This is a genomic window from Thermococcus sp. MV11 (assembly GCF_012027285.1).
GTDB lineage: Archaea > Methanobacteriota_B > Thermococci > Thermococcales > Thermococcaceae > Thermococcus > Thermococcus cleftensis.
This window is the reverse complement of sequence record NZ_SNUD01000002.1, coordinates 158,738-179,103: the sequence shown is the minus strand read 5'-3', so window position 1 is coordinate 179,103 and position 20,366 is coordinate 158,738. Positions and strand designations below refer to the sequence as shown.

The window sequence follows — 20,366 nt, the reverse complement described above, 5'->3', positions numbered from 1 at the left end:
TCTCACCACAGCACCTCTTCCTCCCTTGGAAGCTCGGCCCTCGCCTTAGGAACCACCCTTCTGAGCAGCCAGAGCGCGGCCAGGGCCGTTATCAGCTCGGTGGCGTACATTGTAGGCTCGCTTTTCGTGAGATGGTAGTAGGCGGCCAGGGAATCGACGACCGCGTGGAGGCCGATCACCGCGATTAGGGCTTCTCTTCCGTAGCCTTCCGCGTACGCGTGGGCGAGATACGCTGCGGTCCCGACGTGGAACAGGACGACGAGGTAGCGCTCGACCATCGAGAGGAGAGCGCTGATGAGAGGCACTTCTAGGGGAGTTCCAACCGCCATTGAGCCCGCCAGTGCGGCACCGGCTATTACGAACGCCTCGGTTACCCCAAAGCCCAGTCCGAGGAAGAGACCTGTCCCTATGTCCTTTCCCTTGACCAGGAGGTACTTCACGCCTTCCTGCACCGTCCCAGCCACGAGGCCGAGCCACAGAGAGACGCCGACGGTAAAGGCCAGTCCCCTCGCGACCACGTCCTCGTTGGGGGTTATCCCCATTCCGAAAAGGGACAGCTGCTGGACGGGGTTCTGGACTATCATTGCCATGAAGAACGCCGCCAGGCCGAGGAGGAACTCGCCCCACCTCTGCCTTTCAAAGCCAAGAAAGTAGAGCGTCGCCCACGCTAGAAGGGCCCCGAGTACGGGGAATGGCAGGAGGTACATACCTACTCCTCCCCGACTTTTTTCACCACGACGGCCGTGCCGTAGGCGTATATCTCTGCCATGCCCGATGCCACCGCTGAGGTCATGAAACGAACACCTATGACTGCGTTTGCGCCCATCTCCTCCGCGTGGAGCTTCATTCTCCTCAGGGCTTCTTCTCTTGCCTCGGCAAGCATCTGGGTGTACTCCTGAACCTCGCCGCCCTTGAGGTTCTTGAGAAATGCCATTATGTCCCTTCCCACGTGAGTGGCCCTGACTATCCCACCCCTCGCGAGCCCCTTGACCTCAACTACTCTGTATCCCGGCAGGCTCTCGGTGGTTGTTACGATGATGTCCCCCATACATGTCACCCCGATGCATCGAACTTCAAGGTATCGTTTGGGAAGGATCGTATAAAAGGGTTTTGTTAGGCTATGGAAAAAGGGAGAAGAGAGGTTCAGGCCTCGTGCTTGTAGATGGTGTAGGTCATCGGGTCGTCGTAGACCTCCTGCGGGGCGACGGAGTAGAAGTAGGTCCAGCTCCAGGCGCCGTCGTTCTCGTCGAGGTTCACGGTGAAGCCGCTGGCGACGAGGTAGGCGGCCCAGACGAGCTGGGAGCAGTAGTACTTGTCGTCGTAGACGTCCGGCTTGCTTATGTAGTCATAGTTGTAGGGCTTGCCGAGCTGCTGGTAGGCGAACTGAATGGCCCTCTGCTTGGTGGCGTCGTCGACCATGACCCTCTGGAGTGCCACGACGTCGTACCTGCTGAGGAACTCGCTGAGTGGGCTGATGATGACGCCCTTGCCTATCTTGGCCTCTATGACCATCCAGTCGTTGATGCTCTCGTTGTACCAGGCGACGATGGCAACGTGTATCCAGTAGCCGGGGATTATGGCGTTGAAGAGGTCCGGGCTGTGGCCGTAGACGAGGTCACCCGGCTGAACGTCGGTCGGGTACGGGTGCTGGTAAGTCCTGGTGTCCCAGATGTAGTTGAGCAGGTCGCCGGCGCTGGCACCTGGGACGGTGGCGCCGAGAAGGAGGAACACCACTGCTATTATTCCAAGCTTCCTCATTTCATCACACCTCCCTGCCCTCAATCGGGCAGAAATGGGGTATGCTCGGAGGTTAATAAGCTTTATTATGTCCCATGGGGCGCGGTCGGAAAAAATAGAAACGAGGGGTGGGTTTAGATTGAGTGGTAATAGATAACATAAGTATCCCCGTCATCATAAACCTCCTGGGGGGCCACACCGTTGAGATATGTCAGGGTCCAGCCGGGGTTGGCGTCTATGTCCGGACCGCCCGCTGCCAGGTAGGCCGCCCAGACGAGCTCGGAGCAGTAGTAGGAGTCACCGTAGACCTGCTTGGTGTACCAGCCCCAGTCGTAGGGCTTGCCAAGCTGCTGGTAGGCGAAGTAAACAGCGTTCTGCCTCACGTAGTCGCTGGTGGCGACGCGAAGAACCGCGACGGTGTCGTACCTGCTGAGGAAGTCAGAGAGAAGGACCAGTCTTATCCCGGACTCCCAGGCTTCTATGACGACCCACTCACCGTAGTAGCTGTCGTAGTAGGCTATCATTCCCGTGTGGGTCCAGTATCCGGGTATGAAGATGTCGCTGTTGGGGTTGTGGCCGATGACGATGTCCCCCGGGACAACGTTCCAGGGGTAGGGGTGCCAGTAGTTGGCGTCTCCCTTGCTGCTGGAAGCGGCAACCGGGTTCAGCATCGTAGTCAGGAATAGCAACACCAAGATTGCAGCAACCTTTTTCATTTGGAACACCCCCAGGGTATTGCAGAAAATCTAATACCTTAATGTCTAATAAAGGTTTCGGTTGCACGTCTATGGTATGTAATGTATTTTTATGTTCATTAAAGTGCTGTACAACTCTGCGAATCGATGATGATTTAAAGGGTTTCCCCTACCGTCGTCGGTGGGTTCGATGCACGAGGTTTCGATGGGTGAGATACTGGAGAACCTTAGAGAGCTCAACGCTAAGCGGGTGCTCATTCAGACGCCGGAAGGGTTGAAAAGAGAGGCCCAGACCCTGGCGGATTTTCTTGAGGAGAACGGAATCGAGGCGATAATAAGCGGGGACATCAACTACGGTGCCTGCGATCCGGCCGACAGGGAGGCGAAGCTACTCGGCTGCGACGCGCTGATACACCTCGGTCACAGCTACATGCGCCTTCACCTCGAGGTTCCGACGATATTCGTGCCAGCTTTCGCGGGCGTTGATGTGGTTCCTGCGCTTGAGAAAAACCTCGACGAGATACGGAATCTGGGAGGAAGGATAGCGCTCGTCACGACTGCCCAGCACATTCACCAGCTCGCTAGGGCGAAGGAGTTCCTGGAAAGACACGGCTTTGAGGTTATCATCGGGAAAGGGGACTCCCGCGTCAGCTGGCCGGGCCAGGTTCTCGGCTGCAACTTCACCGCGGCGAAGGCCGATGCTGAGGGGGTTCTCTTCATAGGGGCCGGCTACTTCCACCCCATTGGCGTTGCTCTGGCAACTCGGAAGCCAACCCTCGCGGTCAACCCATACTCGGGCGACGCTCTCTGGCTCGATGAGGAAGCCGAGCGCCTCATCAGGAAGCGCTGGGCCCAGATAGCAAAGGCGTTTGATGCCGGGCGGTTCGGGGTCATAACGAGCACCAAGAAGGGCCAGCTCCGATTGGCTGAGGCGAGAAGGATAGTCAAGCTCCTCCGCGAGCACGGCAAGTACGCGAGGCTCATAGCTATGAATCACATCAGCTACCCCGCGCTGGAGGGCTTCGACTTTGACGCCTACGTCGTCGTTGCCTGCCCTCGCGTCCCCATAGACGACTACGAGAACTGGAGGAAGCCCGTTCTAACGCCGCCGGAGGTCGAGATTCTCCTCGGCCTTAGAGATGACTACGAGTTCGACGAGATACTTGGGGCTGAAAGGGACCGGGACGAGCCCCTGGGCACAGCCCTCCACGGTGGTGGGAAGTGAGGAAGAAGCACCTTGCGATGACACTCTCCCGGCTAAGGGGCTTTCCAGAGCCGAAACCTGAGCTGGAGCAGTACAGGACACCGGGGAACGTCGCGGCCGAGCTCCTTTGGCTGGCGTACTCTTTGGGAGACATCGGGGGGAAAATCATAGCAGACCTGGGGGCTGGAACGGGGGTTCTCTCGGTAGGGGCCTGCATTCTGGGTGCTGGAAAGGTTTACGCGGTGGAGGTTGATGAAAAGGCCCTTGGTGTTGCCCGGGAGAACGCCAGCTCCCTCGGCGTTGAGGACTGTATCGAGTTCGTGCACTCCGACGTTTCGAAGTTCTCGCGCAGGGTTGACGCGGTCGTGATGAACCCTCCCTTCGGGAGCCAGAGGAAGCACGCCGACAGGCCTTTCCTTCTGAAGGCCTTCGAGCTGAGCGATGTGGTGTATTCCATTCATCTTGCCAAGCCCGAGGTGAGGCGCTTCATCGAGGCTTTTGTAAAAGGTGCCGGTTTTAGGACGACTCACAGGATTCCCCTTCCCTTTGAGATTCCGGCCCAGTTTTTCTTTCATAGGAAAAGACTGGAGCGCATTTTGGTGGACATTTATCGGTTCGAGAGGTTATGAAGCGAAAACGATATATTGGATAGGTTCCAATTTATTAAGGGTACAATGGGGGTGAGAGTATGAATCAAATCGAAGAGATAATCAAATCCTGGCGAGCCCTGGACGTCGTTAAGCTCGCGAGCACCGACAGGAGCGCAGTTCTCGCCCTTCTCGAGCTCCTCAGCAATCCCGACACAGCTGTTCGTCTCAGGACCCTCGCCGCCCTGGCCGAACTGGTCGAAGGGACGGACGATGGGACGAAGAAGTTCCTGTTGAACCATGGACTTGAACCTCTGACAAAGCTTCTGTCCGACGATGACCCTAGGGTGGTTCACAGGACCATCGAGGTTCTGGCGAGGCTGCTCAAAAGCGTACCCCTGGACGAGAAGAGGTTCCTTCAGCTCCTGAACTCCGCCGTGGAAGTTATGAAAAACGGCGACACCCTGGCCCGTCTTTCGCTCATTGACCTCTTCGGTAGGATCCAGGTGCCTTCCTTAAGTGAAGAAGGGCTGTCAAAGGTTCACTCCATAGCCTCCTCTGATTTCCTGTGGGTCAGACTTCTGGGCCTCAGGGTTCTTCTGAGCTCTGGAAGACTTGAGGGATATGAGGAGCGCTTGGTTGAAGGGCTTGAGAGTCTCCTCTTGAGCGGCAACGCACTCACCATCGAGCTGGGAATCGGCCTTTTGATGGAGATAATGAGATTCCACTCAACCCCAGGGGCAATGAAAGCTCTTTCCCGCTTCCCCTCTATACTCAAGGCGGTTGAAACGGGCGGTGGCGATGTCTTCCTCCGCAGAAAGGCCGCAGAAGCAAGGAAGAACCTCGAGGAAACTCTGCTTGCCTACTACGGCTCGCGCCACGATGAGGCCCTTGAGGCTGCCAGAGCGCTCCTTGGAGATGGGCGTGGGGAAGATGCCCTCTTCCTGTTGTTCACAATAGGGAGAACTGACCTCCTGTCCCACTTGTGGGGTGATGCCCGAGCGGCCGAATCCGAACCTATGAAGGTTCTCGGCCTTGAGAGGGCCCTTTGATCTTTCTCCCCTCGGTTTTGCGAAAGAGATATAATCCTCCACCGAGAGTCCTCCCAGGAGGAGTGACTGTGGGGAAGTTGAAGCTCTCTGACAGACAGCTTTACGCGCTGATAGAGGCGGTGAAGCTTGGTGAGGAGGTGAAGCCCAGCCAGCAGGCCAAGAGGAGGGCCTTCGCAAAGTACAGAATCGAGGGCTGGGAGAACTCGAAACTCACCGGCATTTTCTACTCTATCCAGCGAAGGCTTGGCCTTATAGATGAGGTGATTGAGGGGCTCGTTGGAGTTTCCCCCCTTATCCTGGATCCCTGGTTGAGGGCGACGCTGAGGGTTGCCGTTGAAATAGCCGTCTTCAGGAACCCGAACGAGAAAACCCTTCAGCACCTCAAGGGCCTCGCCAAGTTCCTCTCTAGCAGAACCCACCCCTACGTCGGCTATTACTACTACGACCTCCTCCCCAGGGTCATCAACTACGTCCCAAAGCTCGACTCCGAGGAGAAGAGGCTGAAGTGGGACTACCTGTTCCCGGAATGGTTCATACGGAAGATGCGCGGGCTCGTGGGGGAGGAGGCGGAGGAGCTGCTCAAAGCGCTCAACGAGACCCTGCCGACGAGCGTACGCGTCAATCTTCTGAAGGCGAACGTTGAGGAAGTTGAGGACTATCTCCGGAAAAAGAACGTCCGATTCGAGAGAAGCGAGAGGGTAGGGACTCTTTTGAGGATCCTAGACCCCTTCAACCCAGAATGGCTCTTCAACAAGGGACTGGCCATAGCTCAGGAGGAAGCCGCGGCGGTGGCTTCCCTTGTTTTAGCCCCGAAACCCGGCGAAACGGTCGTGGATCTGGCGGCCGCCCCCGGCGGCAAAACGGCCCACATGGCAGAGCTGATGAACAACGAGGGGGAAATCTACGCCTTCGACATTGATAGGACAAGGGTAAAGAGAATGAACGAGGTTCTCAGGAGGACTGGAGTTAAAATCGCCGAAACCATAGTGGCCGACGGCAGGGAGGCTCCAGAGATCCTAGGCAGTGGGATAGCGGATAGGGTTCTCCTCGATGCCCCGTGCACCAGCGATGGAACGATAGCCAAGAACCCTGAACTCAGGTGGCGCCTCCGCGAGAAGAACATTCCAAAGGTCGTGGAGCTCCAGAAGGAGCTTATCGAGAGCGCGTGGGAGATTTTAAAGCCCGGCGGCAGGTTGCTTTACTCGACCTGCTCAATGCTCAGGGAGGAGAACGAGGACGTCGTGGAGTGGTTCCTCAGAAGGCACGGCGATGCCAGACTCGTCCCACTGAGTGGGCCCTACGACGGCGGCTTTTTGCCGGGAACCATGAGAGCCTGGCCCCACAGGCACGGCACTATTGGGTTCTTCTACGCGCTGATTGAAAAGAAAGGGGACTAAGCCTGTTCTTCTTCCTTTTCCTCTTCCTGTGGCTCCTCTATCCTCACCCTCAGCTCGTTGGCGAACCAGTTCACCCTCTGCGGGAAGGGTATCTCTATTCCAGCCTCGTCGAGAGCTTTCTTGACGTCGTGGATTATCCTCATTCTGACGTCGAACCACTTCTCACTGGGCGCCCAGGCCCTTATCGCAACCACCACCGAGCTGTCGTCGAGTCTGTCCACGTAAACAAGCGGCTCCGGCTCGACCAGAACGAGCGGGATTTCATCGAGAACGCGCTTTATTATCTCCACAGCCCTTTCGGCGTCGGCGGCGTAGGCTATGTTTACATCTACATCGACCCTTCTCACGGGGTAGCGCATGAAATTGACTATGTTGCTGTTGAAGAGCTTCTCGTTTGGAATCCTGATGAGCGTGCCGTCCCAGGCCCTTATTCTCGTGGACAGTATTCTTATGTCCTCAACGACACCCTCCAGTTCACCTATCTTTACCTGGTCCCCTATGAGAAGCGGCTTGTCGAAGTACATGAAAACTCCGGAGACGAAGTTCGAAACGACAGTCTGGGCGGAGAAACCAAGAATGATACCCGTTATTCCTGCCGCGGCGAGGAGTGCGCTGAGTTCGGTGCTAACACCAGCGAAGCTGAGGGCCATGAAGAAGGCTATCGTTATGAATACGTAGTAGAAGATCTTCGCCTTCACGATGACTTCAGGCTTGGCCTTCTTGCCGGAGCTCATTATCATATAGTCCTTGGATTTCTTGGCTATCAGGTAGGAGAAGTAGAAGAAGCCCATTGCAAAGGCTATGTTTCCAATCGTGGTGGGTCCGATCTCGTAACTCATTATGCCGAGCAGGTAGAGGGCCCAGATTATGCCGCCGAGCACGAACATTCGGAACACTATCTCTGCCGTGTCCTCGTTTATTATCCACGTCATACTGGTCTCCTTGGACTTGCGGATTATCAGCTTCCTGACTATCCTCCCTAAAACGAGCATTCCGAAGATTATCAGAGCCGCCTCCACTAGGGTGAATAGGCTTAAGTTCACCGGGATTGGGGGAGTTGGAGCTGTGGAAGAGGTGGTAGTGTTAGCGGCCATCACAACCACCTCATTCTGAAGTTGGGAAGCGGTTCGGCCCTGTGGGTCTGCCTGAGCGTTCCGTCCGGTGGATTGCCGGTGTTGTTCACCTCGTAGATCTCCTTGGTGAGGAGGATTATGAGGGGATAGTACGCCCGCTCCTCTGAATAAAACATGACGCTGTTCCTTATGGGAAAGACCACCCTCTCAACCATCTTCCAGCTCTCGGTCGGGTTGTAGATTACCAGTTTGACTACCGCGGGAGAATCTGGGATACTCTCGTAAAAGTCGCTCTCGTGGTACCTCGCTATCACCCCAACGGTCTTCTCTCCGTAGAGGCTGTACTTCTCCCGTCCAACGGTAAAGCGGTCTATCTCCAGGTCGCCGCTTCTGATCGAGATGTCTATCGGGGCGGAGAGATATCCCACTATTCTTTCCTTTGGGGGTATAGCTATCCTTTCGGAGAGCCGTATCATGAGAAACTTAACGCCGTAGCCCTCCGCAGGGGCGGGAAGGATAAGGAACTTCCCCTTTCCCTTCTTTATTAGAACTTGAACTCCTTCGCGCCGGTAGAGAATCCAGTTCTCGGATTCCTCGACGAGGTGGATTTTTTTGTCAATGATTTTGATGAACTGGGTTCTCAGCTCGTGCTCGCCAAACATGGAATAAGATTGGCTGGAAAAGATTTAAAGTTTGCCTGAAAATGAAGCGGCTCACGCCTTCTCGAAGCCGATGTCCTCTATTTTGACGTGGGTGAACACGTTGGCTCCGCCCTGCTCTATGAAGACTCCCTTGGCCTCAACGGGCACCGGAAGGTTGGCGGCTATCGTGGCCTCTCCCTGGCCGGTGATGCTCCCGAAGGTGTACGTCCAGCTCACGCTGGACACCCTGAACTCCTTCCCGCCGAGGTTCACCGTTCCGTCAGGCTTCACCTCGTAGTTGTACTGGTAGCCCATTACTCCCCAGCTGCCCGTGGTCTCCTGGTAGATGTTCTCGTCCTCGAGGGCCGTCCAGAAGCCGAAGTTGTAGAACCCGTACCAGCTCAGGTATATTGCCTCTATGTCCGCTATGTCCGAAAGCATGTTTATATCACCTTCCTGGTACGGAGCGATGCTTCCCTTGCCGACCGCTATCGGGTTGTAGAACTCGAAGGTCTGGTTCCCGTACTTCATCATCACGCCAACGACGTCTCCAGTCCCCGCGTAGAGTGATGAATATAGCGTTAGGAAGTCTAGCGTTGGGAACAGGAAGAAAGTATCCGTGTCTTCACTCCTGTTCACAACCCACAGGCGGTACTCAAAGGCGTCGCTCATGTCCTCGGCGTTTATGGGGATTATCTTGCCGTAGTACTCGTAGACCTCGAACTCACCGAGATCGACCTTCTCTTGCTTCCCAGTTTCCATGTCTATGCTGTTGCCGTAGACGTGTATTTTGACCGGCCCTCTTCTCTTCTCGACCTCGTACTCGTAGACCGGACCCCCTTCCTCCGTTCTCACCCTCAACTTGTACTTGATGTACGTTATGAGGTAACTCTCCCCGTCTATCTGAACGGGATTGTGGGCGTCCCAGGGGTTTTGCCAGGAGGCGTACCCCGTTTCAGTCTCCGTTGGAGTCTCCATTTCCGTGGTCGTCGTTCCCGATTGAGTGGGGGATTCCGTTGTGTAGCCTCCGCTCGTCGTGCCGCCCGTTTCTCCGGCTCCGGGGGTTGTAGCATGTTCCCCTTCCGTGTATGACTCTGAGGCTGTTGGGCTTTCCTCGCCCCCTCCTCCGAGGCAACCGCTGACTCCGACGAAAATTAAAGTTGCTAAGAAAATAGCAATAAGACCTCGAAACTTTTTCATACATCCTCAGCTCCATATTTCTTTTATAAAAATTGGAATTCGTTGTATTTAAACTTTAAGTTTGAGTTTTAGCGGCATAAGTTTAATGGTTTCGTGTCATGTGTCTCCACTGACCGTACTAAACACTCGTCTTTTCAATACGGGATTGTTGAGCTTTCCTGAGAATTTCAACCAGGGGTTTTACGCCTCCGCGGGGCGGCCGTCCGGCGTACGCCGCCAGGTCAAAAACAGCTGGGACCCTTGAAATTATTCCCACGTCGGCTGTGGCAACCGTCTCGAACTTCTTCAGCTCGAAGTCTGGGCTTCTGACGAGGCGGACCTCCCCGGGAACTCCCTCCCGCTCCAGAATCTTCTCGGTGAGCTTCCTGACAACTCCACTCCTCGGAACCGCAGAGCCGTAGAAGAAGATGGCTTTACTCACCCCCAGTCTGGCAAGACTCTCAGCTACGTCCTCGATGACCCTTTCAGTCCCCTCGTTCAGCCGGTACTTCCCCTGGTACTTAAGGTCCCTCACGAGCCCGTCCTCGCAGAGAACCGCTTTTCCCTCGAGAATGGACTCAAGGGTTATTAGGACGTTGAATCCGTCAATCGCTAAAACTCTGTCTCTAAGTTCCTCTGGTTTGAGGAGTTTTCCCTGAACCTCGGCTATCCATTCATCTGAGAAAACGCACCTAGCCAGGAGGTGCCGTTCCTCCCGCGAGAGCCGGTAGTGGTTGGCCACAAATTCGAGGGCATAACCCTTCCGGTAGCCCCTGTTGAGGAGGTACCTGAGGTCGAGGTAGGCCTCGCACAGCATGGGAAAAGAAACGGTGGAGGGTTAAATAACCTTCTCCATTACCTCCGTCCCCGTGCGTATCCTGAGCTTCACCCTTCCGCTTAGGAGGGAGCTCTTCACCTTCTTTGTCAGTATCTCGTCCACCTGGAATATCCCTGCGGGGTGCTTCATTGATATCTCGATGAGTATTGGCTGCTCCTCGTTCCCTTCCTTTATCTCAACCCTCTCTATGGCCAGGGCCGAGACGGCGTGTATGTCTACCTTGTCCTTCTTGTGCACCAGCCTGCTCCTCCCGGCTTCCATGTCGCAGCCGTCCGCTATCGTGACGAGGGAGCCCTCGATGGTGGTGCAGGGTACGTGCTCGTCGTGGGTGTAAATGGCGTTCAGGGTCATAGCCTTCAGCAGGAGCGGGTCATCGGTTTTGAGCTCTCCCACGAGCTTCTCTATGATCGGTTCGGCCAGGAAAACGCTGAACTCGTAGTGGTTTATCCTGTGGATCATGTTGCCAATGTCGTGGAACAGCGCGCCGAAAGCGACGATGAACTTGCTCCAGCGGAAGGGCTTTCCGAGCTTCTCCGCCGTAGTATGGATCCCAAACTTCCTGATGATGTTGAGCAGCTCAAGCGCTCGCCTGGTTGTGAGGAGGACGTGTATTGGCCCGTGGTCGTTGAAGCCGTAGACGTTTAGGACGATGTAGTTGGTGGTCTCGAAGTAGTAGTGGTACTCTCTAAAGGCCCTCTCGTACATCTCGTACAGCTCTTCGTCGGCGAGAAGTTCCTTAATCTCGCCCAGCAGTTCTTCCTCCGTGTACATTCTTACCACCCCACCGGGTGGAGAAGAGGGGGTTTTAAGGATTTTGAACGGGATCCGGTGAAAAAGCGGACTTTCTGTTGGGTAGTTTTGCGTTGTTTGCCTCACTCCAACATTCCCTCAAGCTCTAGAATCTTCTTCGAGCGGAGATAAACGACCGGAACGCCCTTTTCCCTCAGCCTTCTCTTTAATCCCTTATCGTTGGTGCACACTATAACGCGCTCGTTTTCGACGGCGAACTCGTAAATCTGGTCGTCTATCGGCTTCCTCCCGAATTCACCTATCTCAACTGTATCGAACCTCTCCGCGAGCTTCTTGGCCATTCTAACCGCGAGGAGGTCCTTTCCCCGGGACTTCCGCTCTATAACCTCCAGTTCCTGCAGGACGACGTTTGGAACCGCGATTTTAAACCTCACATCGAGAACCCTGTTCAGCTCGGATATTATGTCTACGCCAAACTGTCCTGGAACAAGAAGAAAGTTCGTGTCCGGGATTACCAGCCACTCCCGCCTCTCGGCCATCGATCTCACCGAAATTAAAGGGGTAAGAAGAGCTTACTCCCTTATGAAGCCGTAGCCGATGAGGCGCCACCTGCTGCCGACCTGCCTGCTGATGGCGACCCTATCCCCCACCTCAGCGCAGATGGGTATCTGGAGCTTCAGCTCTATCTCGTCCTTTCCAAGGCCGGTAACGAGGCCCATTGTCCTGGCTGTTCCAACGTTGAGGAGAAGCACTTCCCTCCTTTTTATCGGCTCGACCTTAAGCTCCTCCTCGGTTCCGACGACGCGCTCGAGGAGGCGCACCTCAAGCCTGAGATCCTCCCACACCGGCGGGAGCTGGCCAGGCTTTCCGACGACGTTTCCTGCCATCAGGTCGCCCTTGGTGAGATACGGGTCGAGCTTGGTTCCCACTCCAACGAGTCCACCAGGATAGGCCTCTTCCACGAACCTTCCGCCGGCCTGGAGGGAAGTTATCTCGGTCGTTATCGGCTCGTACCTTATCCTGCCGTGGTCCTCGTAAGGAACGCCCGGGCGGATCTCGATCTCGTCGCCCACCCTGAGCTTGCCCTGGATTATCGAGCCGCCTATGACGCCGCCGACGAGCTTCTCCGGCTTGGTTCCGGGCTTGTTCACGTCGAAGCTCCTGAGGACGAGCATCTTGGGCGGCTTGTTGGGGTCGCGCTCCGGTGTGGGTATGAACTCCTCTATGGCGGCAAGCAGGACATCAACGTTCGCACCGTGCAGAGCGGAAATCGGGATTATCGGGGCATTCTCAGCAACGGTCCCCTTGACGAACTCCCTTATCTCGTGGTAGCGCTGGATAACCTTTTCCCTGTCCACGAGCTCTATCTTGTTGAGGGCTATGACGATGTTCCTGTTGCCGACTATCTGGAGGGCCATCAGGTGTTCCCTAGTCTGGGGCATTATCCCCTCGTTCGCCGCGATGACGAGAACGGCACCGTCCATGAGGGAAGCCCCTGCGAGCATGGTGGTCATCAGCGCCTCGTGTCCAGGGGCGTCTATGAAAGAAACGCGCCTCTCGAACTCGGTCTCGTGGCCGCAGTACGGGCACACCGGTGAGCTTGAGTACCTCCCGCAGTGGGGGCACTTCCTTATCTCGGCATCGGCGAAGCCTATCTTGATGGTGATTCCTCTCCTCAGCTCCTCGCTGTGGGTGTCGGTCCAGATTCCGGTTAGGGCCTTGGTTAGGGTGGTTTTACCGTGATCAACGTGACCAACCATTCCGATATTGACTTCCGCCTGCCTAAACTCCTTCTTCTCAGCCATCTTCTCTCACCCCTAAATTTAGAGCGCGGGGACGTTTATTAAGGTTACCTCGAGATTGAGAAGACCTGCTAAGAAAAGCTATAAGTTTGGGGAAAGGAGGAAGCTCAGAAGACGAGCTTCATGTTGACCTGGACGATCTCGGGGCTGATGGTGTTGCCCCTGACGGTCTTCTTCCTCCTCTCGCCCTTCTCCTTCGGCCTGAAGCCCGGCCCCTTGGAGACGAGTATCTTGACCCTCCTCGGGCCGTGGACGTCGGGCCTCATGGGGAAGCCGTCCTTGTCGGTACCACCGGTTATCTTTAGCTTGACGTCGCCCGGAATCTCCTCGCCGAATATCTCGGTGAGGTTGAGTCCGAGCTCGCTCGCGGGGATCTCCTCCCCTATACGCTTTCCTATGAGCTTCTCGGCCTGCTCACCGCTTATCTCAACCTGCTTGGCTATCCCGTTCTTGGGGTTGGATATAACGAGCTTAAAGGTCGCCATTTCCTCCCACCTCCTCTGTCATTAGCGGGATTCATTGGGTAAACCCCTTATCCAGTGAGCGCTGTGGCTTGGTCTTTAAAAACGTTTCTTCCACAACTTTTTTATATGTTGGACGAGCCTTATTCCCTAAGAGGTGAGAGAAATGGCCAGGGAAAAGACCACCCTTCCCCCGACCGGCGCGGGACTGATGAGGTTCTTCGACGAGGACACCAGGGCGATAAAGATAAGCCCGAGGGGCGTCATCGCGGTGACGCTCATACTTGTGGCCCTCGAGATACTCCTCCACGCCTTCGGTCCCCAGCTCTTCGGTTAAAGGAAGCTCGTTTTCTTCAACCCTCTGGCGTTCAGTTCTTCGTTGATTATTCCCCTGACGACCTCCTCCAGCTGGGTCTGGAGCAGCCTGTCCACGTCGTCCTTTATCTTGTCTATGTCGTGCCTCAGCCCCTCGAGGAGCCTTATGTACTCCTTGGCCATCTCTAACTGCCCCTCCTGCCTTACGAGCTGCTCCTTGAGGTGCTCGAAGTCCTCCTTCATAACCTGGAGCTTTCTCAGCTCGCGCTGGAGTTCGTCGAGCTGCTTGGTCAGCGCGTAGTTCTCTTCCTTGAGCTTCTCTATGAGCCTCTCCTTGGCCTCAAGCTCCCTAACGAGGGCGTTGTACTCCTCGGCTATCTGGTTCAGTCGCTCTATTTCCCGCAGGGGTGGAACCTTACCGTTTCCGAGGATTATGACGTCGGGACCGACATTGACTATGTCGCTGGGCCTTATCTTGAGCTTTCTCTCGCTGGAGAACATGCTCTGGCCCTTTCCAAGGTTCTCGATTTCCCTCATCTTGAGTATGAAGTAGAACTGATCCCCTTCAACCTCGACGTTTATGTCGGTAACGTAGCCGAGTATCTTTCCCTCCGTGAGGGATATGACGAACTTGTTGATGAGCTGGTTCGCCTTGGTTTCACCGACCTCGGGCATAAAACACCACCGGGGCTATTTGGTCGGGGGAATACTTAACCTTTCCGCCAACCCTTATAAGGCCCTAATGGGGTTTATCTGTGGGGTGAGGGAATGATAATATTCGTGGGACGTTCGAACGTTGGAAAGAGCACTCTCATCTTTCGCCTGACCGGGAAGTGGGTGAAGCGTGGCAAGAGGCCAGGGGTGACGAGAAGGCCGGTGGAGGTGAACTGGCGCGGAAAGACCGTCGTGGACATGCCCGGTTTCGGCTTTATGAGCGGAGTGCCTAAGAGGGTCCAGGAGAAGGTGAAGGACGAAATAGTTCACTTCATCGAGAACAACGCTGATGACATCGAGCTGGCCGTGCTCGTCATCGACGGAAAGGCCGCTCCGGAGATAATCGAGCGCTGGGAGAAGCGCGGTGAGATACCAATTGACGTTGAGTTCTACTCCTTCCTCCGGGAGCTGGGTATTCCTACAATAGTGGCAGTCAATAAGATGGACAAGATAAAGAACCTGAACGCCACCATAAACTTCCTGGCTGAAAAGTTCGGGATTCCCTACGGCGAAATCCCTGAAACCTTCGTCCCGATCTCGGCCAAGTTCGGAAAGAACCTCACCGAACTCAGACTGCTGATGGAGAAGAAGCTGAGGGAGGGCAAAAGGCCCCGGGAAAGCTCAGAGAACCTCGAGGACGATGTGGGTGATGGTCTCCTTGACTCCGTCGAGCGCTGATATCTCCTCGAGTATCTCGTCGAGCCTCGTCTTGTCGGCCTCGACGATGAGGTCTATGTCACCAGTGACGCGGTATATCTTCTTTATCTTGAGCCTCTTTATGGCCTCGTAAACCTGCCTCCTCTTGGTGGGCTCGATCCTCACGAAGACGAACACGTCACCCTTCTTCTCTCCGAGCAGATCAAGAGCCTTGTCGGTCAGGTCTATGAATCCTCTGCCAGTCCTTATGTAGCCGAGCTCCTTGAGGACCTTGAGGTGGTTGCTCAGGGCCTGCCTGGTTATGCCCAGCTCTTCTGCGAGCTCGTCCTGGGTCTTCTCAACGGTGTGGACTTCGATGGTCCTGCCCTCCTCGTAGAACTTCCTGAGCAGCTTGATCTGCCTCGGGGTAAGGGTGGGCTTTTCCTCCATTTTTAAACCTCCTTTGCATGATTTGCATTTACACTTTATTAAATCAACTATTTTCGGGCCAATGTCAAATTTTCACTGGCCTATAATCAGGGCGCGCCGAATCTTTTATAAGTTTTTTCATTGTACTTCGCGCGGAGGTGGCGCGTTAGATTTTTAATCTCCCCCTCCAACCCATTCCCATGAACAAGGCGGCCTACACAACAGATGTCCCGGAGGATCGCCTGACCCTTCTCGATGGGCTCTCCTCAATGACTGGGCCGGTTAAGGTGATGCTCATCGGTGGAACGGACAGCGGGAAGACGACCCTTCTCACCTTTCTCGCCAACGGCCTGGTTGAGAGGGGCCTTAGGGTCGCTGTTGTGGACAGTGACGTCGGCCAGAAGGGGATCCTTCCCCCCGCAACGGTCAGCCTGGCCTTTCCGGACGGCCCGTTCTCCAGCCCGAGCGAGCTGAGCGGTGAGGCCCACTACTTCATCGGCACAACTTCCCCGGGCCAGTACATCGGCGAGATGGCAGTCGCTGTAAAGCGCCTCTCCGACATCGCCGCGGAGAGGGCCGATGTAGTCCTAATCGACACGACCGGCTTCGTTACTGGACCAGGGTTCGACATGAAGCGCCTCAAGGCCGAGCTGGTTAGGCCGGACGTCATCGTCTTTCTAGAGAGGGAAGGCGAGCTTAATGACCTCAAGAATGCGCTCGCACCTTACGGGGAAACGGTGACCCTTAAGGTCAGTTCCAAGGCGAGGGAGCACTCCCGCGAGGAGCGCAGGGAAGTCAGGAGGGAGAAGTGGAAGGCCTACTTCGCAGGTTCAACTCTCGTGGAGGTCGATTTAACTGAGATCACTCCCGGCGGTACGGAGCTCTTCCGGGGAAGGCCCTTAATCCCTGAGGAGACCGAGCTGATCTCAGCGATCTTCCGCTGGCTCGTCCTCGCCGGCTGGAAGGGGGAGCGCTACACCGTGGTGAAGGCCGAGTCGGAGGGCCATTCGAGGCAGTACAGTAGAGCAGTGCTCAAGGCGGTTGATTTCGATCGGTTGAGTAATCTTCTTGTTGGATTCATAGACGGGAACGGCCTCTGCCTGGGAGTGGGTCTACTCAAGTGGATAAACTTCAGCGAGATGCGCGCCCACGTTCTCACGCCCCTTCCTGTGGAAGCCGTGGAGAAAGCCGTCGAACTGCGCTTCGGCCGCGTGAGGGTCCTCGAAACCGGTGAGGAGCTGGGCCTCCTCTCGAGGGACGAGCTTTAGCAAAGATTTTTAAGTCGATTGCCTAATCGAATTAGGTGGCCCTAATGGAACTCAAGGCGTTCATCGAGATAACCCGCCCCCACAACTGCGTCCTGGCTGGAATAGTGGGGCTCTTGGGTTCGATAGTGGCGGTTGGGCACTTCCCCGACACGCTGACGGCTTCGCTCGTCTTCCTCGTGGTCACCCTTGGCTGCGCGGGGGGGAACACGGTAAACGATTACTTCGACTACGAGATAGATAAAATCAACCGCCCGGACAGGCCCCTCCCAAGGGGTGCGATGGGCAGGAAGGTCGCGCTCTACTACTCGTTGTCCCTCTTTGCGGTCGGCCTTCTCCTGGCCTACTTGATAAACCTCCAGGCATTCATTCTGGCTATCGTGGCGTACGCCGCCATGTTCCTCTATGCCTGGAAGCTCAAGCCCCTGCCCCTCGTTGGAAACCTCGTGGTGGCGGGACTGACAGGAGCGACGCCGCTCTACGGTGCCCTAGCCGTCGAGCACATTGGCTTAGCCGGCTACCTGGCGCTATGCGCCTTCTTGGTGAACGTGGCCAGGGAGATCATAAAGGACATCGAGGACGTTGAGGGGGACATCGCCAAGGGCGCGAGAACGCTTCCAATAGTCTGGGGGAAAAAGAAGGCCGCATACGTTGGAGCACTCTTCGCCCTGCTCACCGTGGCCTCTTCGCTCCTCCCGGTTAAGGCCGGCGTGGGGCTGGGTTACTACGCGATGGTCCCGGTAGATGCGCTGATACTCTACGCCGCGTTCCTGATACTACGCTCCCAAGACAGGGAGACGGCCCACAGGGCCCAGAAAATGCTCAAGGTGAGTATTTTCCTGGCGGTGATGGCGTTCCTGATAGCCGCACTCGTTTAACGTAAGGAGGTGGTGCTCATGGAGTTTAAGGACGAACTCATCAACGCACTCGGGGGGGACGGCCTCTGGACGGTGCTCACCTTCAAAACTCCCCACGGGCCGGGAGTGACGCTTGAAAAGCTCGTCGAGGCCGTCGAGGAAGCCGGTTGGCGCGTGATTTTTAGGGCCAACTGGTGGACCGCCGACATACCCTACGGCCTCATCAGGCTAGACCTTCGGAGGGGAGGACGGGAGAAGATACTCCTCGGCAAGTGGATACTAGGCTCGAGGTGCGAGCTGATAAAGCTGGAGAACATGCCGCTCGAGAGGGGCCGCGACGAGTTCTTCCGCATGGTGGATAGCATAACCTCAACGCTCATTCACGACCCGGTCATCAGAACGATGAGGGAGCAGTACTGACCCCCGCTTTTTCTATTTTTCAAGAGAGTTAAAAAGAGAAAGAGCTCACAGCGGCTCGTAGTAGCCTATCTCTGGCTCGTATATCTCACCCTCTGCCAACAGCTGGGTTATCGCCTCCTCAAGGAGTCCCTCATCGAACTCCTGGGAGAGCTTCTTGACGATGAACTTGTGGGACAACGCCTTGCCCTTCTCGCGAAGCAGACTCAGCACGGCTTCCTTGGCCTTTTCCAGCTCGGGGTTCTCCTCATTTACCTCCTCCGTTGCGCCCTCCTCGAACAGTTCTTCCTCGAGTGTCCTCTGCTCGAGCATCATCGTGTACAGCTCGTCTATGGTAAGGAGCATCTCTTCGCTGACGCCCCTGTTCTTGGCTATGACCTTTGCCTTTGCTGTGATTCCGTATTTGTCGTATATCTCAAAGGCAATCTTCGCTTTCCTTGCGTGTTCTACCTTCTCCTTCAGCGTCTCGAAGCGGTGGAGTATCCACATATTCGGCTCGACCTTGGCTATGCCCTCAACGAGTATCTGCTTGTCGTCGCGCCACTCCGCCACTTTTCCGATTATCTGAACGAGATCGCCCTTCTTCACGAGCCTGATGAACCTTGTATCGTCGCGGAAGCCGAGCACCCATATAGTTCCGGTTCCGTCGTCGATCTGGAGCTTCCCGTAGGTCTCGTCCGCGCTTATGACAGGCTCCCTCACGACGGTAGCGACGACTTTAACGCGGTAGACCTTTCTGGCGTCGCGGGTTATCAGGTAGTTGGGCTCAAAGTCGCCCTCGCTCTTGACGTAGTAGCCGTCAATGATGTCCTTGATGTAGACCCTGCTCGCTGGGAGGCGCTTCTTCATATCTCCTCCCCCCCGAAGAACTCGATGATGCCTTCGACCTTGGGCAGGATCTTCCTTTCAAGCTCCATTATCTCCTCGAGGGCCTCCAGGTCGGCGCTGCTGAAGTCCTGTATGACCTCGCCGAAGACGTGCACCCCCTCCTCGTTCCTGATGACCCTTCCGATGACCCTGACGATCTGCCCGTTCTCGGGAAGAACGTTGTCCTCGCTCTCGATGAGTATGACCCCGGTTCCGTCGTCGAGCCAGAATGTGTAGTCCATCTTATCGACCTTGAAGGCCTTACCTATGAGCGAGACCCTGGTGTCGTCCTCCCTTATCTCGCCTATCTTTCTCTCGACGGCGGGCTTTCTTCTGCGGAACCTTACCTCTTCCATCTCACTCACCACCCTAGAGCTCGGCTATGGCCTTTCTCAGCTCTGCCCTGACCCTTGCTATCTCCCTCCTCGGGTCCACCTCCTCCCAGCCAAAGGCCTTGAGGATAAGCCCGAGGAACTTGTCGTCCACGACGTTGCCCCTGACCACTATCTCCCTCCCGAGGAGGTGGTAGTAGTTCTCCTCGGCCAGCTTCCTGCCGGCCTCCCTCATGGTGAGGCCGCCCTCGACGAGCTCTCTGAGCTTTTCAGCTATTTCCTCCGGGTCCTCACCTATCAGTTCGGCCGCGTCGTCGCCGAAGAGGGTGGTCCTTATGTAGCCCGTTGAGTCGTCCAGGCCGAAGTCTATTATGGTGATCTTGACAGGCTTGACCTCCCCGTGCTCCGGGCAGATCCAGGAGTTAGTGGCCGGGTCGTAGTCCACCTTCCGCCTGCACTCGGGACAGGCGTCGTAAACCGTAACGCGGTAGAGTCTGGCTATGGTTCCACGAACCTCAACGAACCTCTCGCCGCCCATCAGCTCACCTATCTTCCTCCTCTGATAGTTGTAGCTCCTGACCTCCTCGAGCGGCGGTATCTCATCGACGCGTGGGTCCTCCGGATTGAGGATTATCCTCGTTCTGAAGTTGGCGTGGAGCTCGATTCCGCCCCTCCCCTCTCTCACGCTGGGGTCGATTACCTTTATAACGTCGCCAGGATTCAACTCGTTGTAGTACTTGCTCACCAGGCCGTCCCAGAGGACGAGCCTGGCCTTGCCGGTTGAGTCATAGATTATCAGGTTCGCCACCTGCCCTGTGGAGCCGTCCCTTTTCCTGTACTCCCTCGGCGGGTACTTCCTCATGACCCTCGCGACGATGTTCACGCCGGTCATTCCCGGAACCAGGTCGGTTATGTGGAGAAGCTCATCTTCTCCTTCTACGTTTATTCCAAGCTCTTCGGCCAGCATCAAGGCCGCGGCGTGCTCGGATATGCCTTCTCTCGCCACTATCTGCGATATTCTCCCCTCGATTTCATCTCTCGAGAGGCCGCGTTCCCTCTCAATCTTCTCCACGATCTGCTCTTTTGTCAGTACCCCCATAACACTCACCTTAATGGTA

Annotated in this window: 26 protein-coding genes; 9 read left to right on the top strand and 17 right to left on the bottom strand. The window is 56.0% G+C overall.

Features of this window, described 5'->3' with window-relative positions; all coding sequences use genetic code 11:
* Nucleotides 1-2: 2 nt before the first annotated feature.
* From E3E27_RS06350 to E3E27_RS06335, 4 genes are all read right to left on the bottom strand, one after another.
* Nucleotides 3-707: a YhfC family intramembrane metalloprotease gene (locus tag E3E27_RS06350; RefSeq protein ID WP_167773885.1), complete on the bottom strand. Its 705-nt coding sequence runs from the start codon at nucleotides 705-707 to the stop codon at nucleotides 3-5.
* A 2-nt stretch (nucleotides 708-709) separates the two neighbouring features.
* Nucleotides 710-1,048 (bottom strand): heavy metal-binding domain-containing protein, encoded by a 339-nt coding sequence (locus E3E27_RS06345; RefSeq protein ID WP_014788579.1) that lies wholly within the window; start codon nucleotides 1,046-1,048, stop codon nucleotides 710-712.
* Between the two features lie 95 nt (nucleotides 1,049-1,143).
* Nucleotides 1,144-1,758 (bottom strand): YiiX/YebB-like N1pC/P60 family cysteine hydrolase, encoded by a 615-nt coding sequence (locus E3E27_RS06340; RefSeq protein WP_014788578.1) that lies wholly within the window; start codon nucleotides 1,756-1,758, stop codon nucleotides 1,144-1,146.
* A gap of 113 nt (nucleotides 1,759-1,871) precedes the next feature.
* On the bottom strand, nucleotides 1,872-2,453 hold the full coding sequence (locus E3E27_RS06335; protein WP_167773884.1) for a YiiX/YebB-like N1pC/P60 family cysteine hydrolase: 582 nt from the start codon (nucleotides 2,451-2,453) through the stop codon (nucleotides 1,872-1,874).
* A 169-nt stretch (nucleotides 2,454-2,622) separates the two neighbouring features.
* On the opposite strand from E3E27_RS06335, the gene dph2 reads away from it, so the two are divergent.
* From dph2 to E3E27_RS06315, 4 genes are all read left to right on the top strand, one after another.
* Nucleotides 2,623-3,657, top strand: coding sequence for a diphthamide biosynthesis enzyme Dph2 (dph2, locus tag E3E27_RS06330; protein ID WP_167773883.1), 1,035 nt, complete (start codon nucleotides 2,623-2,625; stop codon nucleotides 3,655-3,657).
* Complete coding sequence (locus E3E27_RS06325; RefSeq protein WP_048151893.1) at nucleotides 3,654-4,265, top strand: METTL5 family protein; 612 nt, start codon at nucleotides 3,654-3,656, stop codon at nucleotides 4,263-4,265. Before dph2 ends, E3E27_RS06325 begins: the two co-directional genes overlap by 4 nt.
* A gap of 59 nt (nucleotides 4,266-4,324) precedes the next feature.
* The gene (locus tag E3E27_RS06320) at nucleotides 4,325-5,275 is read left to right on the top strand and encodes a hypothetical protein (RefSeq protein WP_014788574.1); all 951 of its coding nucleotides are present in this window, start codon (nucleotides 4,325-4,327) and stop codon (nucleotides 5,273-5,275) included.
* A gap of 68 nt (nucleotides 5,276-5,343) precedes the next feature.
* Entirely contained in the window at nucleotides 5,344-6,672 is a 1,329-nt protein-coding gene (locus E3E27_RS06315) for an RsmB/NOP family class I SAM-dependent RNA methyltransferase (protein WP_167773882.1), read from the top strand.
* Here the strand turns inward: E3E27_RS06315 and E3E27_RS06310 are convergent.
* The 8 genes from E3E27_RS06310 to E3E27_RS06275 all read right to left on the bottom strand — a co-directional run bounded on the left by E3E27_RS06310 (nucleotide 6,669) and on the right by E3E27_RS06275 (nucleotide 13,440).
* Nucleotides 6,669-7,766, bottom strand: a complete 1,098-nt coding sequence (locus E3E27_RS06310; protein WP_014788572.1) for a mechanosensitive ion channel family protein — start codon at nucleotides 7,764-7,766, stop codon at nucleotides 6,669-6,671. The genes E3E27_RS06315 and E3E27_RS06310 overlap by 4 nt on opposite strands.
* Nucleotides 7,766-8,407: a DUF432 domain-containing protein gene (locus E3E27_RS06305; protein ID WP_014788571.1), complete on the bottom strand. Its 642-nt coding sequence runs from the start codon at nucleotides 8,405-8,407 to the stop codon at nucleotides 7,766-7,768. Before E3E27_RS06305 ends, E3E27_RS06310 begins: the two co-directional genes overlap by 1 nt.
* Before the next feature lie 51 nt (nucleotides 8,408-8,458).
* Complete coding sequence (locus E3E27_RS06300) at nucleotides 8,459-9,364, bottom strand: hypothetical protein (RefSeq protein ID WP_240910677.1); 906 nt, start codon at nucleotides 9,362-9,364, stop codon at nucleotides 8,459-8,461.
* Nucleotides 9,365-9,704: 340 nt separating this feature from the next.
* Nucleotides 9,705-10,382 (bottom strand): DUF434 domain-containing protein, encoded by a 678-nt coding sequence (locus E3E27_RS06295; RefSeq protein ID WP_167773880.1) that lies wholly within the window; start codon nucleotides 10,380-10,382, stop codon nucleotides 9,705-9,707.
* A 21-nt stretch (nucleotides 10,383-10,403) separates the two neighbouring features.
* Nucleotides 10,404-11,174 carry a metal-dependent phosphohydrolase gene (locus tag E3E27_RS06290; protein ID WP_014788568.1) on the bottom strand — a complete coding sequence of 257 codons (771 nt, stop codon included), beginning with the start codon at nucleotides 11,172-11,174 and terminating at the stop codon, nucleotides 10,404-10,406.
* Between the two features lie 101 nt (nucleotides 11,175-11,275).
* Entirely contained in the window at nucleotides 11,276-11,692 is a 417-nt protein-coding gene (locus E3E27_RS06285) for a PIN domain-containing protein (protein WP_167773879.1), read from the bottom strand.
* A 33-nt stretch (nucleotides 11,693-11,725) separates the two neighbouring features.
* Nucleotides 11,726-12,958, bottom strand: a complete 1,233-nt coding sequence (gene eif2g / locus E3E27_RS06280; protein ID WP_014788566.1) for a translation initiation factor IF-2 subunit gamma — start codon at nucleotides 12,956-12,958, stop codon at nucleotides 11,726-11,728.
* A 104-nt stretch (nucleotides 12,959-13,062) separates the two neighbouring features.
* A complete protein-coding gene (locus E3E27_RS06275; protein ID WP_014788565.1) occupies nucleotides 13,063-13,440 on the bottom strand; it encodes a 30S ribosomal protein S6e in 378 nt (125 codons plus the stop codon).
* A 142-nt stretch (nucleotides 13,441-13,582) separates the two neighbouring features.
* Between E3E27_RS06275 and E3E27_RS06270 the strand changes: the two genes are divergently transcribed.
* Nucleotides 13,583-13,753: a preprotein translocase subunit Sec61beta gene (locus E3E27_RS06270; RefSeq protein WP_014788564.1), complete on the top strand. Its 171-nt coding sequence runs from the start codon at nucleotides 13,583-13,585 to the stop codon at nucleotides 13,751-13,753.
* Here the strand turns inward: E3E27_RS06270 and E3E27_RS06265 are convergent.
* Nucleotides 13,750-14,406, bottom strand: coding sequence for a hypothetical protein (locus E3E27_RS06265; protein ID WP_014788563.1), 657 nt, complete (start codon nucleotides 14,404-14,406; stop codon nucleotides 13,750-13,752). The genes E3E27_RS06270 and E3E27_RS06265 overlap by 4 nt on opposite strands.
* A gap of 93 nt (nucleotides 14,407-14,499) precedes the next feature.
* Here E3E27_RS06265 and engB point away from each other — a divergent pair, with 93 nt between their 5' ends.
* On the top strand, nucleotides 14,500-15,123 hold the full coding sequence (gene engB / locus E3E27_RS06260) for a GTP-binding protein EngB (RefSeq protein WP_167773878.1): 624 nt from the start codon (nucleotides 14,500-14,502) through the stop codon (nucleotides 15,121-15,123).
* On the opposite strand, the gene E3E27_RS06255 is transcribed toward engB, so the two are convergent.
* Entirely contained in the window at nucleotides 15,067-15,531 is a 465-nt protein-coding gene (locus tag E3E27_RS06255) for an Lrp/AsnC family transcriptional regulator (RefSeq protein WP_014788561.1), read from the bottom strand. The genes engB and E3E27_RS06255 overlap by 57 nt on opposite strands.
* A gap of 179 nt (nucleotides 15,532-15,710) precedes the next feature.
* Here E3E27_RS06255 and E3E27_RS06250 point away from each other — a divergent pair, with 179 nt between their 5' ends.
* Genes E3E27_RS06250 through E3E27_RS06240 form a run of 3 tightly spaced genes read left to right on the top strand, consistent with a single transcriptional unit; the run spans nucleotide 15,711 to nucleotide 18,052 of the window.
* Nucleotides 15,711-16,778, top strand: a complete 1,068-nt coding sequence (locus tag E3E27_RS06250) for a Clp1/GlmU family protein (RefSeq protein WP_167773877.1) — start codon at nucleotides 15,711-15,713, stop codon at nucleotides 16,776-16,778.
* Nucleotides 16,779-16,822: 44 nt separating this feature from the next.
* A complete protein-coding gene (locus E3E27_RS06245; protein ID WP_167774070.1) occupies nucleotides 16,823-17,653 on the top strand; it encodes a geranylgeranylglycerol-phosphate geranylgeranyltransferase in 831 nt (276 codons plus the stop codon).
* Between the two features lie 18 nt (nucleotides 17,654-17,671).
* Nucleotides 17,672-18,052: a ribonucleoside-triphosphate reductase gene (locus tag E3E27_RS06240; protein WP_167774069.1), complete on the top strand. Its 381-nt coding sequence runs from the start codon at nucleotides 17,672-17,674 to the stop codon at nucleotides 18,050-18,052.
* Between the two features lie 45 nt (nucleotides 18,053-18,097).
* On the opposite strand, the gene E3E27_RS06235 is transcribed toward E3E27_RS06240, so the two are convergent.
* The 3 genes from E3E27_RS06235 to E3E27_RS06225 are packed head-to-tail and all read right to left on the bottom strand — an operon-like array spanning nucleotide 18,098 to nucleotide 20,347.
* Nucleotides 18,098-18,898 (bottom strand): OB-fold nucleic acid binding domain-containing protein, encoded by an 801-nt coding sequence (locus tag E3E27_RS06235; protein WP_167773876.1) that lies wholly within the window; start codon nucleotides 18,896-18,898, stop codon nucleotides 18,098-18,100.
* The gene (locus tag E3E27_RS06230) at nucleotides 18,895-19,272 is read right to left on the bottom strand and encodes a replication protein RepA (RefSeq protein ID WP_167774068.1); all 378 of its coding nucleotides are present in this window, start codon (nucleotides 19,270-19,272) and stop codon (nucleotides 18,895-18,897) included. The genes E3E27_RS06235 and E3E27_RS06230 overlap by 4 nt, the downstream gene beginning before the upstream one ends.
* A 13-nt stretch (nucleotides 19,273-19,285) precedes the next feature.
* Nucleotides 19,286-20,347 carry an OB-fold nucleic acid binding domain-containing protein gene (locus tag E3E27_RS06225; protein ID WP_167774067.1) on the bottom strand — a complete coding sequence of 354 codons (1,062 nt, stop codon included), beginning with the start codon at nucleotides 20,345-20,347 and terminating at the stop codon, nucleotides 19,286-19,288.
* Nucleotides 20,348-20,366 lie beyond the last annotated feature (19 nt).